Consider the following 14,896-nt stretch of genomic DNA (forward strand, 5'->3'; position numbering starts at 1 on the left):
CGTTACCGTGACTTAACTCCCCGAAAAGTAACAATTCGTTATCCAAGGCGCTGCTACCCTAGGGGGCGGGGGCAGAAAGCGGTAGTGTGAACGGACAATTTTTCATCTCGCTGCTCAACCCGGGCATCGGCCTGCTGTTCGCCATCGCCTTTTTCCTGCTCTGGCTGAACCGCCGCGAACGCTATGTCGCCTATGCGGCGGGCGCCTATACCGCGTCGGCGATCGCCTTCATGATCCAGGACGTCGGTCCGGTGCTGCCGATGGAATTGCAGCGCCTGCCAGCCAATCTCGGCTTTCTCGCCACCGGCGTGCTCTTCGCCGCGGCGATCATCAAGCGCTACGGCCTGCCGATCCCCTGGCGCGCAATGGCGGTAACGACCGCGATCTCGATCTCCGTCTTCACCTGGTTCCTGCTCGTCCAGCCAAGCATCGCCGCGCGCATCCTGTCGATCAGCATCGGCGCGGGCCTCATCGCCGCGATGATCGTCAAGTCGCTCTGGCCGATCGAAAAGCCCTATCTCATCGATCGCGTGCTGTTCTGGGTCGCGGCGATCTCGGCGCTCAATCTCATCGTCCGCCCGATCGTGCTGCTCTCGCTCGTCGGCGGCTTCGACAACTATGTCGGATTCCAGCAGTCGGTTTACTGGACCACCGTCCAGTTCAGCCAGGCGATGGTGTCGATCGTCGCGGCGATCAGCCTGATGGTCGCGGTCGCAATCGACCAGATCGCCGAGCTCCGCCGCGAGGCCGACGACGACAATCTGTCGGGTCTGCTCAACCGCCGCGGGTTCGAGGCGCAGGCGGGTGCGGCGCTCCGCCGCTGCATCGACGAGCATGCCCCCGTCGCGCTGATGATCGCCGACCTCGACCATTTCAAACGGGTCAACGACAATCACGGCCACGCGGTCGGCGACGCGATCATCGCCGCGTTCGGCGCGCATGTCCGCGCCATCGGCCCCGCCGGCATGATCGCGGGCCGCATCGGCGGCGAGGAATTCGCGCTGCTCGTCCCCGGCGCGAGCATCGAGGCCGCGCGCCAGCTCGCCGAGGCGGTCCGCGTCGGGCTGCAGGCCGCGTGCGCCGACCGCATCCCGGAACAGCTCTGCCCGACGACCAGCATCGGCCTCGCGATCGGCGCCCCCGGCACGACGCTCTCGGCCTTGATGCAGGAGGCCGACCAGGCGCTCTACGAAGCCAAACGCACGGGCCGCAACCGCGTCCGCACCTTCACCCCCAAGCCGGTGCGCCTCGCCGCGGGCGGAAGCTGAGCCGCCGGGCTATTTCCGGGGCTTCACCGCCACCACCTTGATCTCGACCACCGCGGTCGGCTCGTACAGCCGCGACACGCCGATCGCGGTCCACGCCGGAAAGGGAGCCTTCACATATTTGTTCTTCACCGCCGCAAAGCCGTCGATGTGCGCGGCGAGGTCGGTGTGAAAGGTCGTGATATCGACGACATCGTCCCAGCTCGCCCCCGCGCGCGCCAGCGTCGCGGCGATCCCCTTGAAGGCGCGATCATATCCGGCCGCGAGGTCGGTCTCGCCCTTTGCCATTCCCGCGACCACGCCCGACAGATAAATGGTATCGCCCGCGATCACCGCATCGGCATAGCCCACCGCTTCCTGAAAGGCGCGTCCCTGGGGGTGCTCGGACATGAGCACCTTGTCCGTCTCGCGCGCCGCTGCTGGCGCGGCGACCAGCCCCGCCGCCATCGCCGCCATCATCATCCTTCGCATGCACCGCACCCCCATTTCCAGCCCGTGGCACCCGAGCCTGACAGCGGGCAGCCGCGATGGCTAGCCCCTAACGCCGGGCACGTTTCACTCGCCGGGAACCCTCGCCTTGGTAAAACGTAGGTCCCCTATCAAAATAGGGACGGAGATTTATCGGTGAATATTCTGCATGTTACTTTCCTTGCTGTGACCGGAATCGCGCTCGCGGGCTGCGACGTCAGCGAGGCGCCGTCGACCCCGGACACGGCGGCCGCGCCGGAATCGGGCGTCACGCGCGAAGCTGTCACCGCGCCGCAGGACGAAGCCCCCGTCGCACGCATGCCCGCGCAAGTTGCAATCCAGAGCCAGCCGGGACCTGACGGATCGCAGGTCGACCTGATGAAAGTTGCAGTCACCGGCGACATATTGACCGTGACGCTGCGCTGCTCGAGCGACGAGAAGATCAACAGCGAATCCTTCGACGTGCAAAAGATCAGCGTGATCGACGATGCCACGTCGCAACGGCTGGGCGTGCTCAAGGACAATGCCGGCGAATGGATGGCGTCGAACGTCGGCGGAAACAGCCTGAACACCGAATGCGAGATCAAGCCCGGCGTGATCTGGGCCAAATTCCCCGCCCCGCCCGCGACCAGCAAGACCGTGTCGATCAACCTCCCGAAGGTCGGCCCGTTCGACGGGATACCGGTCACGCGATGATGCGTCTTGCCTCGCTGTCGATCGGCGCCGCGCTGCTCGCCGCCTGTTCACCGGGCGGCGGCGGCGGCGATGCCCCTGCCGGCGAAGCGGCCACGGGGGCCGGGACGACCTCCGCCCCCGTCGCAGCCGCAGCCGACGCACAACCCACCGCCGGGGGCGGACCGGGAAGCGCGATGACAGGAACGGTCAGCGACCTGAAAGGCGACGTGAGCGGGCTGAACATTCGCGTCACCGACACCGCCACGATCGTCGACCTGCCCGCCGATGCGCTGTTCGAATTCGACAAGGCCGATCTGACCCCCGGTGCGGAAGTCGAGTTACAAAAAGCGGCCGAACTGATCCGCAAGGCGCCGCCGGGCGCCATCGAAGTGATCGGCCATAGCGACGCCAAGGGCGACGACGCCTATAACCTGCGCCTGTCCGAAAAGCGGGCCCGCACTGTTGCAGACTGGTTCGCGGGCCAAGTCGGCGTGCGCCAACGCACGTTCCGCGTGTCGGGCAAGGGCGAAACCGACCCGATCGCGGCAAATCAAACCGCCGACGGAAAGGATGAAGCCGCCGGCCGCGCACGGAATCGCCGCGTCGAGGTGGTCCTGCCGCGATAGCCGCCGCCCACCCCCTTGCATTTCCCCACCCTCGGCGTAAGGCGGCGCCAACATAAACCCGCGCGTGCGACTCCCGTTGGCCCCGCTCTCCCGCTTCGCCATCGGACAGTCATTCCCCGCCGCGCCAACATGGGGACTGCAATCCTATGACGACCACGGGCAACGACACGCTTGGAACCCGCTCGACGCTGAGCGTCGGCGGCAAGAATTACGCTTATTATTCGCTCGACAAGGCCGCGGCAAAGCTGGGCGACGTGTCGCGCCTGCCCTTCTCGATGAAGGTGCTGCTCGAAAATCTGCTGCGTTTCGAGGATGGCGGCTTCACCGTGTCGAAGGATGATGTGCAGGCGCTGGTCGACTGGCAGAAGGACCCGCATTCGAACCGCGAGATCCAGTATCGCCCGGCGCGCGTGCTGCTCCAGGATTTCACCGGCGTTCCCTGCGTCGTCGACCTCGCCGCGATGCGCGATGCGATCGCGACGCTCGGCGGCGACACGACGAAGATCAACCCGCTCGTCCCCGTCCACCTCGTCATCGACCACTCGGTGATGGTCGACGAATTCGGCCATCCGAAGGCGTTCGAGCAGAATGTCGAGATCGAATATTATCGCAACGGCGAACGTTACGACTTCCTGAAATGGGGGTCGAAGTCGCTGTCGAACTTCAAGGCGGTGCCCCCGGGCACCGGCATCTGCCACCAGGTCAATCTCGAGCATATCGCGCAGGCGGTGTGGTCGAGCGAGGATGCATCGGGTGAAACCGTCGCCTATCCCGACACCTGCGTCGGCACCGACAGCCACACGACGATGATCAACGGCCTCGGCGTCCTCGGCTGGGGCGTCGGCGGGATCGAGGCCGAGGCCGCGATGCTCGGCCAGCCCGTGTCGATGCTCATCCCCGAAGTCGTCGGCTTCAAATTCACCGGCAAGCTGAAGGAAGGCGTCACCGCGACCGACCTCGTGCTCACCGCGACGCAGATGCTGCGCGCCAAGGGCGTCGTCGGCCGCTTCGTCGAATATTTCGGCCCCGGTCTCGCCTCGCTGAGCCTCGCGGATCGTGCGACGCTCGCCAATATGGCGCCCGAATATGGCGCGACCTGCGGCTTCTTCGGCGTCGACGACAAGACGCTCGACTATATGCGCCTGACCGGCCGCAGCGACGAGAATATCGCGCTGGTCGAAGCCTATGCCAAGGCGCAGGGCCTCTGGATCGTCGAGGGCGCCGCGGACCCGATCTTCACCGACACGCTCGAACTCGACCTCGGCACCGTCGTGCCGTCGCTCGCCGGACCGAAGCGGCCGCAGGACCGCGTCTCGCTCCCCGACGTCGACGATGTGTTCAACGCCGACATGGCGAACACCTATAAAAAGGCGCAGACGCGCGTGCCGGTCGAGGGCATGGATTTCGACATCGGCGACGGCGACGTGACCATCGCCGCGATCACCAGCTGCACCAACACGTCGAACCCCGGCGTGCTCGTCGCCGCGGGTCTCGTTGCGAAGAAAGCCGACGCGCTGGGGCTGAAGCCCAAGCCGTGGGTCAAGACCTCGCTCGCCCCGGGATCGCAGGTTGTCACCGACTATCTCGAAAAGGCCGGGCTGCAGAAGCATCTCGACAATATCGGCTTCAACCTCGTCGGTTACGGCTGCACGACGTGCATCGGCAACTCGGGCCCGCTCGCCGAACCGATTTCGAAGGCGATCAACGAGAATGGCCTCGTCGCCGCAGCGGTGATCTCGGGTAACCGCAACTTCGAAGGCCGCGTGTCGCCCGACGTGCGCGCGAACTTCCTCGCCTCGCCGCCGCTCGTGGTGGCGTACGCGCTGAAGGGCACGGTGATCGAGGACTTCACCACCACCCCGATCGGGCAGGACCAGCAGGGCAAGGACGTCTTCCTCGCCGACATCTGGCCGACCAATCTCGAAGTCGCCGATGCGGTGGCGGGCGCGGTCGACCGCGACATGTTCGTCGCGCGCTACGCGCATGTCTACAAGGGCGACGAGCATTGGCAGAAGATCGAGGTCGAAGGCAGCGACACCTATCAGTGGCGCGCCGGCTCGACCTATGTCGCCAACCCGCCCTATTTCGAGGGCATGACGATGACCCCGGCACCGGTGAAAGACATCATCGACGCCAAGCCGCTCGCGATCCTCGGCGACAGCATCACGACCGACCACATCAGCCCTGCTGGCAGCATCAAGGCCGACTCGCCGGCCGGCAAGTGGCTGATGGAACATCAGGTCAGCAAGGCCGACTTCAACAGCTACGGCGCCCGCCGCGGCCACCACGACGTCATGATGCGCGGCACCTTCGCCAACATCCGCATCAAGAATGAAATGGTCCCCGGCATCGAGGGCGGCATGTCGCGCTATGGCGCCGAGGTCATGCCGATCTATGACGCCGCAATGCGCCACAAGGCCGACGGTACCCCGCTCGTCGTCATCGCCGGCAAGGAATATGGCACCGGCTCGTCGCGCGACTGGGCGGCAAAGGGCACGAACCTGCTCGGCGTCCGCACCGTCATCGTCGAGAGCTTCGAGCGCATCCACCGCTCGAACCTTGTCGGCATGGGCGTGCTGCCGCTGCAGTTCCAGGACGGCGACACGCGCGAGACGCTCGGCCTGACCGGCGACGACACCTTCACCATCACCGGCGTCGCCGACCTCAAGCCGCGCCAGACGGTCACGGTGAATGTCACCCGCGCCGACGGTTCGACGTTCAGCTTCGACACGCTCTGCCGCATCGATACGGCGAACGAGGTCGAATATTATATGAACGGCGGCATCCTGCATTATGTGCTGCGCAAGCTTGCGGCCTGACGCCGCAGACAGCTGATGCTAAAAGCGCCCGCCCCCTCATCGGGGCGGGCGTTTTCATTTGGAGAGGAAGCGCATGAGCGCCGAAGTCATCGTCATCGAGATCATCGGCTGGGCGGCCGCCGCAATCATCCTCGCCGCCTATATCCTACTGTCGCTCGGCAGGCTCGACGGACGCAGCTATCTCTATCAGTAGATGAATGTCGTCGGCGCGGGCGGCTTCATCGTCAATTCGGGTTATAATGGCGCGATCCCGTCGGCGGTCCTCAATGTCATCTGGGCCGCGATGGGATTATTCACCCTTTGGAGCGTGTGGCGCGCCCGGCAAGCGACACGCGCCATCGTCCCTTAGGGCTTGGCCGCCCCGGCATTCCACGCCGCAACTTTCGCGCGCGCGTCGACAAGCATCTTGTCGAGCGCCGCACGATCCTGAACCGTCCCGCGCATCACCACCGTGTCGATGGCGCGCGTCGCGGCGATATCCTCGAGCGGATTCTTTGTCAGCAACACCAGATCGGCAGCCATGCCGGGCTTGATCGCGCCGTAACGATCAAGCTGGCCGAACCACGCCGGACCCGCGCGCGTTGCCGAGGCGAGCGCCTGCGCCGGGGTCAGCCCCTTCTGCTGGAACAGCTCGATCTCGTCGTGCAGCCCAAAACCCGGATAATTATAGCTATTGAGGAAACCCGCGTCGGTCCCCGCGATGATCGGCACCCCGGCTTCGGCGAGCATTGGCAGGATCGTCGCGACATCCTCGATCTGCTTGTGGCGCGCCGCGATGGCCGCGGCGTCGGCCTTCGCCGCGCGCTCGATCCGCCAGTCATAGGTCTTGCGCAGCTTGGGCCCGATATAGGCGAGGCCCGCATCCTTCGAATGATCGTCGCGATCGAGATAGGCGATGATGCGGCTGCCGTTCAGCGTCGGGGTGACGAACACGCCCTTCGCGGCGAAGCGGCGGTAGGCGGCCATCGCGGTGTCGCGGTCGAAACCGGCATCGAGCCGGCGGTTCGCTTCGGCGCGGTCGATGCGCTTCGCGGCGAAATCGGCGGCGATCGCGGCCTCATCCTTCGCCCCGGCGTTATAGGCATAGTCGAGATGCTCGATCGAGCTGATCCCGGCGTCGACCGCCTGATCGACCGTCAGCGCCATCGGGATATGCCCCGACGTGCGCAGCCCAAGCGCCTTGGCCTTGGTCAACGCATAGAGAAACAGCTCGGGTTTCAGCGTGCTGTCGGTAATCTTGACGAAATCGACCTTGTCGCGGTTTTTCAGCCGATCGAGCGCGGCATCGACATCGGCCTCGCTGCCGACCTCGATCGTCCCTTTCCAGACCGGCGCGATCCCCTCGATCTTTGCCCCCGACGTCAGCAGCCGCGGCCCGAACAGGCTGCCCGCCGCAATCTCGCCGCGCCAGGCGAGCACCTGCTCGGGCAGATCCCCCGAACAGTCGCGGATCGTCGTGATGCCGTTCGCGACATAGAGCGGCAGCAAAGCCTTATTCTCTTCGATCAGCTCGGGCCCGCCACCGAAATGGACGTGCATGTCCCACAGGCCGGGGATCAAATAGCCTCCCTTGCCCTCGATCGTCCGCGCCGCGTGCCAGTCCTTTGCGATGACCGCATCGGCGCCGACCGCGACGATATCGTCGCCCTTCAGCACCACCGCCTGCCCAGCGATCGTCTTCGCCGCCTCGACATCGACGATCGTCACATGGCGGATGACGACATCGCCCTGTTTCGGCGCGGCGAACGCCGGCGGAGCAAAAGCGAGCAGAGCGGGGACAAGAGCGGAAAGCAGATATTTCATGGCAGCGACCTTTTTCGAATAGGCGTCCCTTAACCCCATCGGCGGCGAGATCAAGCGACCCAGACGCCGGCGTCCCTATGCCATTCCTCGATCGATTTTTCGGGATAGAGATCGAATGCCGCATCGTCGGGCCCGATGCCGGGTTCGACCCAATCCGCCTTATATTTGAGCATCAGATGGACGCGCGACGGCGGCACCGGCAGCGGCGAATCGATCGCGCTCGCAAAGGGATGGATGAGGTCGGGCCAAGTCGGGTCATAGAGCCACAGCGCCGACCCGCATAAGCGGCAGAACCGTCGTTCGCCGCTCGAAACCTCGCACCGGCCATGCTCGTCATCTTCGATCCGCGCGCGATAGAGGCCCAGATTCTCCTCGCCCTCGACCTTCAGCAGCTTTCGGGGTCACGAACAACCGAATTGAATGACCGAAATGAGGCGCAAAGCGGACATGCAAACAGCTTGGAGAAGGCAATTGCCGCTGCGTTAGAGTGGGCGGAAAAATACCACGTTCCAAAAATTTGGATTCAACGTCACCCCCTCTTAATCAGCGGGTCCCAGGTTCGAGCCTTAAAGTGCGCCCACCATTTCTTTCAAAGACTTAGCTACGAGTCTTGAGTGACTTCTCCGTAACGACCAACGCCGTGTAAGCATCGGCTAAGCATGCGATCGACGGATCGCTTCCGATTATATTCAACATTGGAGGGGCTTATGCCGGTTTTATCCGGCGATTGGCCTCCAGAATGTCACCTTGCCGTCAGCTTCTTGATGGCGTCCCCATGCCTTCATCGCTTGGCCCCTCTCTTCCTGATACGGGTGGCATGGACGTATGGACCTCCTCGGGCGGAGGAACTGGTCAGACGCATGAATCATGCTTCGATCAACGGGAAGGCAGAACAATAGTTCTGCGCGATGGTATCAATTTGGCATGATCATTTGCCGCTGACGTGTAGCCTCCGATTGATCGGCGATCCCAAGCCGCGAGGAGGCAACCCATGAAATGCTATCGCCATATGTTAACCGCCAGCCTGTCCGTTTCCCTCATCGGGTCGGGTCTGGCGATAACCGTCGATGCCAATGCCCATGGCATCTGGTTTGCGCAGCGCGCGCGCCAGTTGGCGCTGGTCTATGGCGTTGGGGCCGACGACCTCGATGCCGTGAAGCGCCTGCCGCTGATCCGGTCGACAACCGGCTATGACGCCGACTGGACGCCGGTGGAGACGCGCCTGCGCGTCGCAGGGCCCATCCCCGTGGTTGACAGCGACGAGCCCGTGGCGGCGGTCGCGGCGGCGATGGATTACGGGTTGTGGAGCAAGACGCCCGATGGCGAGTGGCACAACAAGGGCCGCGACGAGGTGCCGAATGCCACGCTGTCCGAGCATAACTGGAAATATGCCGTCCATCTCGAGAAGATGCCGACCAGCCAGGTGCCGCTGCTCGCCGGACACACACTGCAACTGGTGCCCGTCGGCACCGCAATCCCGCAAACGATGGGCGCATCGATGACGGTGCGCGCTTATTATATGGGCAAGCCGATCGAAGGTGCGAGCATCCTCTCCGATTATGTGAACGACCCAGACGAGGCGCCGGTAAAGACCACCGCCGATGGCACGGCAACGATCAAGGTGCGCAACCAGGGCCTCAACGTGCTGATGGCCATCTATGTCGGCCCCAGCGACGACAAGGCGAAAGCCGACCATGTCGAATATCGCGCCTCGCTTTCCTTCGTCCTGCCGCATGCGCCGGAATGACCCGCCCCTCAACCAGAAGGATGTCGCTCATGAAACTTGATCTCTTGCGCACGAGTCTCGCCGCATTTGCCCTGATCGCCATTCCCGCCGCCGTCCATGCCCATGGCAGCATGAAGCCCCAACATGGCGGGATGGTGCAGATGTCGGGCGAGACCATGATCGAACTGGCGACGACACCCAAGGGTGTCGACGTCTACCTCAGCGAGGAGGACAAGCCGACCCCGACCGCAGGTTTCACAGCCAAGCTCGCCCAGACGGCTGCGGGCAAGCGAACCGAAGCCGCGCTTAAGCCAGCAGGCGGCAACAAATTGTCCGCGCCGGGCTTCAAGCCGGCGCGCGGCGCGAAGCTGGTCGTCGCCATCGTCGACAAGAGCGGCGCCAAAATCTTCGCAACCTTCCAGACCAAATAGCGATGGCGATGCCCAAGGCGCTTTCTTCAGCATCTTTCGGTTCCCGGCTGCGGCGGGCCCTGCCGCCGCTTGCCGGGCTCGCTCTCCTGCTGACGAGCGCAACGCTTTGTGCGCATGGCGTCGACCAGAAAGACCAAGCCTTCATCGAAGGCGCGTCGGGCATCAACATCATCCCCTATATGTATCTCGGCGCCAAGCACATGGTCACGGGGTACGACCATCTGCTGTTCCTCGCCGGCGTCATCTTCTTCCTCTATAGGATGAAAGACGTCGCGGCCTATGTGACCCTTTTCGCCATAGGGCACAGCACAACACTGCTCCTTGGCGTCCTGTTCGACATCCGTGCGAACCCCTTCATCATCGACGCGATCATCGGCCTGTCCGTGGTTTACAAGGCGATCGACAATCTCGACGGCTTTCGCACCTGGTTCGGCGTCGCGCCCAACCCCAAGGCGGCGGTGCTGATTTTCGGATTCTTCCACGGCTTTGGCCTCGCCACCAAGCTGCAGGATCTGACGCTCGCCAAGGACGGGCTCGTCCCCAACCTCATCAGTTTCAATGTCGGTGTCGAACTGGGCCAGCTCCTGGCGCTTGCCGTCATCCTCATTGCGATGAACCTGTGGCGAATGAGCGACAGCTTTCGGCGCAGCGCCCTTGTCGCCAACGCCGCGCTGATGGCGGCGGGTTTCGTTCTGATCGGTTATCAGTTGACCGGCTATTTCATCGAAGGCGCCTGACATGAACACGCAAGAGCTTTCACCACTTCCGACCGGCATCAAGCCGTCACCCGCGACGCTCGCCAAGGCGACCGGCGCCGCCGTGGTCGCCGCGGCGGCGATCCTCACGCTGTTCGTGTTGCCGGCCGAATATGGCATTGACCCGACCGGCGTCGGCACATCGCTGGGCCTGAGCGGCATGGTCGCAAGCTCGGCCGAGGCTGCACCGGTCGCCAAAGCGGCGCCGGCGAATGTCGCGATCCCAACCAAAGCAACCATTTCTAGGCCCGCGGCATGGCGTCAGGACGAAATGACCATCACGCTCGAACCGCACAGTGGCCAGGAAGTGAAGGCGCATATGTCCAAGGGCGACAGTTTCATCTTCCAATGGACGTCGACCGGCGGCCCGGTGAAGGCGGAGATGCACGGCGAGAAGGTCAATGCCGCCGAGGGCGAATTCACGGACTATTGGAAAGAACTGGAAATGACCGGCGGCCAAGGCGATTTTACCGCGCCTTTCGACGGCACTCATGGCTGGTATTTCCGCAACAAGGGCGACACGCGCGTCACCGTCTCGGTCACGACGGTGGGCTTCTACAAGGATCTGTTCCAACCGCAGGGCGAATGAGGACAGGGATGATGATCGGGACGGAGAACGAACGATGAGCGGCACGACATATCATGTTCCAGCCAGCGGGCTCGGAGCCGGCGCGACATCCACCGTGGAGGCAGCGAAGGCAAGGACACGCCTCGTCGCCATCGACGCGCTGCGCGGCTTGGTGATGCTGTTCATGCTGGTCGATCATGTCCGCGAGACGTTTTTCCTCCACCTCCAGGTGACCGACCCGGTCGACGCCAACACCACCGATCCCGGCCTGTTCTACACCCGCCTGCTTTCGACCTTCTGCGCCCCGACTTTCGTCGCGCTGACGGGCCTGTCGGCGTGGCTTTACGGCCAGTCGCACACCAAGGCCGAAGTGTCAGAATTCCTGCTCAAACGCGGCCTGTTCCTGCTGTTCCTCGAACTCACGGTGGTCGGCTTCGCATGGCCGACGCAGCCGCTGATCTTTCCGCCGCCCAATTTCTGGTTGCAGGTCATCTGGGCGATCGGCGTCAGCATGGTCGCGCTCGCCGCGCTGATCCACCTGCCCCGCATCGCGCAGTTCGCCGTCGGCCTTGCGATCGTGTGCCTGCACAATCTGCTCGACCCGATCCAGCCGACGCCCGAATCGCCCTGGTACAACATCTGGGCGATGATCCATCAGCGCGCGGTGATCGACATCGGTGGCGGCATGATCGCGAAAACGACCTATCCGGTGCTGCCGTGGATCGGCGTCATCCTGCTTGGCTATGCCTGCGGCCCGTGGTTCGCCAAAGGCAGCGACCCGGCGCGCCGTATCCGGCGTCTCGTGATCGCCGGCGCGGCGCTGATCGTCGGTTTCGTGGCGATCCGCTACCTGAATTTCTATGGCGACAAGCCCTGGTTCGACGCCGGAACGCCGCTGCGCACTACAATGAGCTTCCTGTCGCTCACCAAATATCCGCCGTCGCTGCTGTTCCTGATGCCGACCGTCGGCACCGGCTGCCTGCTGCTCGCGCTGTTCGAAAAATATGAGAACAGCCGCGTCATGCCCGCGCTGGCTCTCTTCGGAGGCGCGCCGATGTTCTTCTATATCGTGCATCTCTATGTGCTGAAGGGCATCTATAATATCGCGCTGCACCTCTATGGCCCGACCAAGGGCACGGTGTTCGGGGTCGACAATCTGGCGACCGTCTGGCTGTGGGTGGCGATTCTGATCCCGGTTCTTTACTTCCCCACGCGCTGGTTCGCGCAGCTTAGACAGCGCCGCCGCGACATCTGGTGGCTCAAATATCTCTGATCTTCAACGGCGCCCTGCGGTTGAAGTCCACTGGAGAGGGGTCGGATCGATGGATCCGGCCCCTTCTTTTTTGCGCCGCCTTTGCCCGACAAGGCGCCGCGCGGCATATTTCGTGGCTGTCATCACATTTTCACAATAATCAGCCGAGCCACTTGTCCGCTTCAACGCAAGATTCCTTCGCCAGCGCCTAACCTCAGCAATCAAAGGCGAGCAAGACGGAGAATATGCGGAACTTTCTTTCCGGCACAAAATACCGTCATGACATCGCCGATCATTCGCAGGGCCCGGAACGATGCGAGTTGAGGGGAATAAAGATGAAGAGCCTGTCTGCGTTTCATACGATCCTGGCCACCAGCGTGGCGCTGACGATCGTCCCGGCAACCGCCGGGGCCCAGGACACCGCCGACCCGGCCGGCACCGCCGCGTCGGGCGACGCGATCGTCGTTACCGGCCAGCGCCAGCAATATCGCGGCGATGTCCCGCTCAAGGAAATCCCGCAGAGCATTCAGGTCATCGGGTCAGAGCTGATGACCGAGCTCAACGTCACGCGGCTCGATTCGGCACTCGAACTTGCAAGCGGCGTGTCGCGTCAGAATAATTTCGGCGGCTTGTGGGACGCCTTTGCGGTGCGCGGCTTTGCCGGCGACGAAAATTTTCCCAGCGGCTTCCTCGTCAACGGATTCAATGGCGGCCGCGGTTACGGCGGCCCCCGCGATGCGTCGAACATCGAGCGTATCGAAATACTGAAAGGCCCGAACGGCGCCGTTTTCGGCCGCGGCGAGCCCGGCGGCACGGTGAATATCATCACCAAGAAAGCGACGGTGAAAGACACGTTTGGCAGCGCGTCGGCCTCTTATGGCAGTTACGATACCTATCGCATCGAGGCCGATGCCAACCTCGCGCTGAACGAGAAGATCGCGGTGCGAGTCAATGGCGCCTACCAGGAAGGCGACAGCTTCCGTGACACGCTGCATAGCAAGAAGCTCGTCCTCTCGCCGTCGGTGCTATTCAAGCTGTCCGACCGGACCAGCCTCACCTACGAACTCGAATATGTAGATCAGGAAGTTCCGTTCGATCGCGGCGTCGTCGCCGTGAACGGGCAGCTTGGCCTCATCCCGCGCTCGCGGTTCCTGGGCGAGCCCGGCGATGGCCCGACGAAGGTCAAGGTGGTCGGCCATCAGGCCCAGTTCGAGCAGGATCTGGGGGGCAACGACTGGGTGTTCATCGCGGGCTTCGGCTATCGCGACACCAGCTTCAAAGGCTTTTCGAGCGACGCCGAACTGGCGCTCGGCCGCCAGATTCTGGACAATGACGGCACCAACCTGTCCCGCCAGCGCCGCTTGCGCGACTATCAGACCACCAACACCGTGCTGCGGGCTGAAATTTCAGGCGAAGTCCATCTGGGCAGCCTGGTCAACCATGTGCTGGTCGGTGCCGACTGGGACCGGTTCAAGATCGACACGCTTCAGCTGCGCTATCGTCCGCCGACCTATGTAGCGGGCAGCCCGATCACACCGGCCAACAATGCCGTCAACATCTTCAACCCGGTTTACGGGCAGTTGCCCGTTCCCACCGCGACCGTCCAGAATATAGTCGAACTCCAGAAATCCTACGGCATCTATTTCCAGGACCAGATGGACCTGACCGACCGGCTGAAACTTCGCCTTGGCGGACGTTTCGACCATTTCCGTCAGCAGATCACCAATCGCGCCGGCGCCTCGCCGACGCCGGCGGTCAAGGAACGTTTCAGCCCCACGGCGGGCATCCTCTATGAGGTCACCGACACGGTCGGCGTCTATGCCGGCTATGGCACGGGTTTCCGCCCCAACAGCGGTCTCGATGCCGCCGGCAACCCCTTCCTTCCCGAAACGAGCCGATCCTACGAGATTGGTGTCCGCTATACGTCGCCCGGCGAAGGCATCACCGCAACGGTCGCCGCCTATTCGATGAAAAAGAACAATATCCTGACGGCCGATCCGACCAACGCCGGCTTCAGCATCGCGGGCGGCAAGGCGCGCAGCCGGGGGCTGGAAGCCGATGTCAACGCGAACCTGCCCGGCGACTTTACGGTTCTTGCGACCTATTCCTACACCGACGCCCAATGGACAAGTTCGTCGCTCGATCCGAATTTCGCGGCGCTGATCCGCGCCGGCGATCCGCTGATCAACATCCCGAAGCATCAGGCGAGCCTGCTCGCGACCAAGAGCTTCGAGCTGGGCAGCGCGGGCAAGGTGACGATAGGCGCCGGCCTCAACTACACCGGCCGCCGCCTCGGCGAGACGGCGAGCAGTTTCTACTTGCCCGGCTATACACTCGCGAGGGCGCTGGTCAGTTATGAACCGAGCGAGAATATCCGGATCGGGGTCGATGTGACCAACCTGTTCGACAAGACCTATTATGCGAGTTCCTATTCGCAATTCTGGGTCCAGCCGGGCACGCCGCGTACCGTCACCGGCCGCGCGACCCTTTCCTTCTGACCCGGACAGG

General features: G+C 63.5%; 14 protein-coding genes. 11 read left to right on the forward strand and 3 right to left on the reverse strand.

Going from position 1 to position 14,896, the window contains the following annotated elements; translation table 11 throughout:
• Positions 1 to 86 precede the first annotated feature (86 nt).
• Positions 87 to 1,268: a GGDEF domain-containing protein gene (locus tag ACTJI5_RS08240; RefSeq protein WP_439513457.1), complete on the forward strand. Its 1,182-nt coding sequence runs from the start codon at positions 87 to 89 to the stop codon at positions 1,266 to 1,268.
• A gap of 9 nt (positions 1,269 to 1,277) precedes the next feature.
• Here the strand turns inward: ACTJI5_RS08240 and ACTJI5_RS08245 are convergent, their stop codons facing one another.
• Entirely contained in the window at positions 1,278 to 1,736 is a 459-nt protein-coding gene (locus ACTJI5_RS08245; RefSeq protein WP_439513458.1) for a RidA family protein, read from the reverse strand.
• Positions 1,737 to 1,889: 153 nt separating this feature from the next.
• On the opposite strand from ACTJI5_RS08245, the gene ACTJI5_RS08250 reads away from it, so the two are divergent.
• The 4 genes from ACTJI5_RS08250 (at position 1,890) to ACTJI5_RS08265 (ending at position 6,046) form a co-directional block, all read left to right on the forward strand.
• Positions 1,890 to 2,429: a hypothetical protein gene (locus ACTJI5_RS08250; RefSeq protein WP_058539145.1), complete on the forward strand. Its 540-nt coding sequence runs from the start codon at positions 1,890 to 1,892 to the stop codon at positions 2,427 to 2,429.
• Positions 2,426 to 3,034: an OmpA family protein gene (locus tag ACTJI5_RS08255; protein ID WP_440859949.1), complete on the forward strand. Its 609-nt coding sequence runs from the start codon at positions 2,426 to 2,428 to the stop codon at positions 3,032 to 3,034. The genes ACTJI5_RS08250 and ACTJI5_RS08255 overlap by 4 nt, the downstream gene beginning before the upstream one ends.
• 146 nt (positions 3,035 to 3,180) lie before the next feature.
• Positions 3,181 to 5,853 carry an aconitate hydratase AcnA gene (acnA, locus tag ACTJI5_RS08260; RefSeq protein ID WP_440859950.1) on the forward strand — a complete coding sequence of 891 codons (2,673 nt, stop codon included), beginning with the start codon at positions 3,181 to 3,183 and terminating at the stop codon, positions 5,851 to 5,853.
• A gap of 73 nt (positions 5,854 to 5,926) precedes the next feature.
• Positions 5,927 to 6,046: a CBU_0592 family membrane protein gene (locus tag ACTJI5_RS08265; protein WP_440859951.1), complete on the forward strand. Its 120-nt coding sequence runs from the start codon at positions 5,927 to 5,929 to the stop codon at positions 6,044 to 6,046.
• A 152-nt stretch (positions 6,047 to 6,198) separates the two neighbouring features.
• On the opposite strand, the gene ACTJI5_RS08270 is transcribed toward ACTJI5_RS08265, so the two are convergent.
• Both ACTJI5_RS08270 and ACTJI5_RS08275 read right to left on the reverse strand, forming a co-directional pair.
• Positions 6,199 to 7,656 carry an amidohydrolase family protein gene (locus tag ACTJI5_RS08270; RefSeq protein WP_440859952.1) on the reverse strand — a complete coding sequence of 486 codons (1,458 nt, stop codon included), beginning with the start codon at positions 7,654 to 7,656 and terminating at the stop codon, positions 6,199 to 6,201.
• A gap of 50 nt (positions 7,657 to 7,706) precedes the next feature.
• The gene (locus tag ACTJI5_RS08275; RefSeq protein WP_440859953.1) at positions 7,707 to 7,853 is read right to left on the reverse strand and encodes a hypothetical protein; all 147 of its coding nucleotides are present in this window, start codon (positions 7,851 to 7,853) and stop codon (positions 7,707 to 7,709) included.
• A gap of 794 nt (positions 7,854 to 8,647) precedes the next feature.
• Between ACTJI5_RS08275 and ACTJI5_RS08280 the strand changes: the two genes are divergently transcribed.
• The 6 genes from ACTJI5_RS08280 (at position 8,648) to ACTJI5_RS08305 (ending at position 14,886) form a co-directional block, all read left to right on the forward strand.
• Positions 8,648 to 9,403: a DUF4198 domain-containing protein gene (locus tag ACTJI5_RS08280; RefSeq protein WP_440859954.1), complete on the forward strand. Its 756-nt coding sequence runs from the start codon at positions 8,648 to 8,650 to the stop codon at positions 9,401 to 9,403.
• 29 nt (positions 9,404 to 9,432) lie between these two features.
• Complete coding sequence (locus tag ACTJI5_RS08285) at positions 9,433 to 9,813, forward strand: hypothetical protein (RefSeq protein ID WP_440859955.1); 381 nt, start codon at positions 9,433 to 9,435, stop codon at positions 9,811 to 9,813.
• An 8-nt stretch (positions 9,814 to 9,821) separates the two neighbouring features.
• Positions 9,822 to 10,550: a HupE/UreJ family protein gene (locus tag ACTJI5_RS08290; protein ID WP_440859956.1), complete on the forward strand. Its 729-nt coding sequence runs from the start codon at positions 9,822 to 9,824 to the stop codon at positions 10,548 to 10,550.
• A gap of 1 nt (position 10,551) precedes the next feature.
• Entirely contained in the window at positions 10,552 to 11,157 is a 606-nt protein-coding gene (locus ACTJI5_RS08295) for a hypothetical protein (protein ID WP_440859957.1), read from the forward strand.
• A gap of 34 nt (positions 11,158 to 11,191) precedes the next feature.
• On the forward strand, positions 11,192 to 12,409 hold the full coding sequence (locus tag ACTJI5_RS08300; protein WP_440859958.1) for a DUF1624 domain-containing protein: 1,218 nt from the start codon (positions 11,192 to 11,194) through the stop codon (positions 12,407 to 12,409).
• A gap of 314 nt (positions 12,410 to 12,723) precedes the next feature.
• Positions 12,724 to 14,886, forward strand: coding sequence for a TonB-dependent siderophore receptor (locus tag ACTJI5_RS08305; protein WP_440859959.1), 2,163 nt, complete (start codon positions 12,724 to 12,726; stop codon positions 14,884 to 14,886).
• The last annotated feature ends 10 nt before the right edge of the window (positions 14,887 to 14,896 follow it).

The sequence above is a fragment of the Sphingopyxis sp. 22461 genome, assembly GCF_052044915.1.
Lineage (GTDB): Bacteria > Pseudomonadota > Alphaproteobacteria > Sphingomonadales > Sphingomonadaceae > Sphingopyxis.

What these genes read in the sequence shown, in the direction of transcription:
- ACTJI5_RS08245 (WP_439513458.1), bottom strand. Translation starts at nt 1,736, where the DNA reads ATGCGAAGGATGATGATGGCGGCGATGGCGGCGGGGCTGGTCGCCGCG.
- ACTJI5_RS08255 (WP_440859949.1), top strand. Translation starts at nt 2,426, where the DNA reads ATGATGCGTCTTGCCTCGCTGTCGATCGGCGCCGCGCTGCTCGCCGCC.
- acnA (WP_440859950.1), top strand. Translation starts at nt 3,181, where the DNA reads ATGACGACCACGGGCAACGACACGCTTGGAACCCGCTCGACGCTGAGC.
- ACTJI5_RS08265 (WP_440859951.1), top strand. Translation starts at nt 5,927, where the DNA reads ATGAGCGCCGAAGTCATCGTCATCGAGATCATCGGCTGGGCGGCCGCC.
- ACTJI5_RS08270 (WP_440859952.1), bottom strand. Translation starts at nt 7,656, where the DNA reads ATGAAATATCTGCTTTCCGCTCTTGTCCCCGCTCTGCTCGCTTTTGCT.
- ACTJI5_RS08280 (WP_440859954.1), top strand. Translation starts at nt 8,648, where the DNA reads ATGAAATGCTATCGCCATATGTTAACCGCCAGCCTGTCCGTTTCCCTC.
- ACTJI5_RS08285 (WP_440859955.1), top strand. Translation starts at nt 9,433, where the DNA reads ATGAAACTTGATCTCTTGCGCACGAGTCTCGCCGCATTTGCCCTGATC.
- ACTJI5_RS08290 (WP_440859956.1), top strand. Translation starts at nt 9,822, where the DNA reads ATGCCCAAGGCGCTTTCTTCAGCATCTTTCGGTTCCCGGCTGCGGCGG.
- ACTJI5_RS08295 (WP_440859957.1), top strand. Translation starts at nt 10,552, where the DNA reads ATGAACACGCAAGAGCTTTCACCACTTCCGACCGGCATCAAGCCGTCA.
- ACTJI5_RS08300 (WP_440859958.1), top strand. Translation starts at nt 11,192, where the DNA reads ATGAGCGGCACGACATATCATGTTCCAGCCAGCGGGCTCGGAGCCGGC.
- ACTJI5_RS08305 (WP_440859959.1), top strand. Translation starts at nt 12,724, where the DNA reads ATGAAGAGCCTGTCTGCGTTTCATACGATCCTGGCCACCAGCGTGGCG.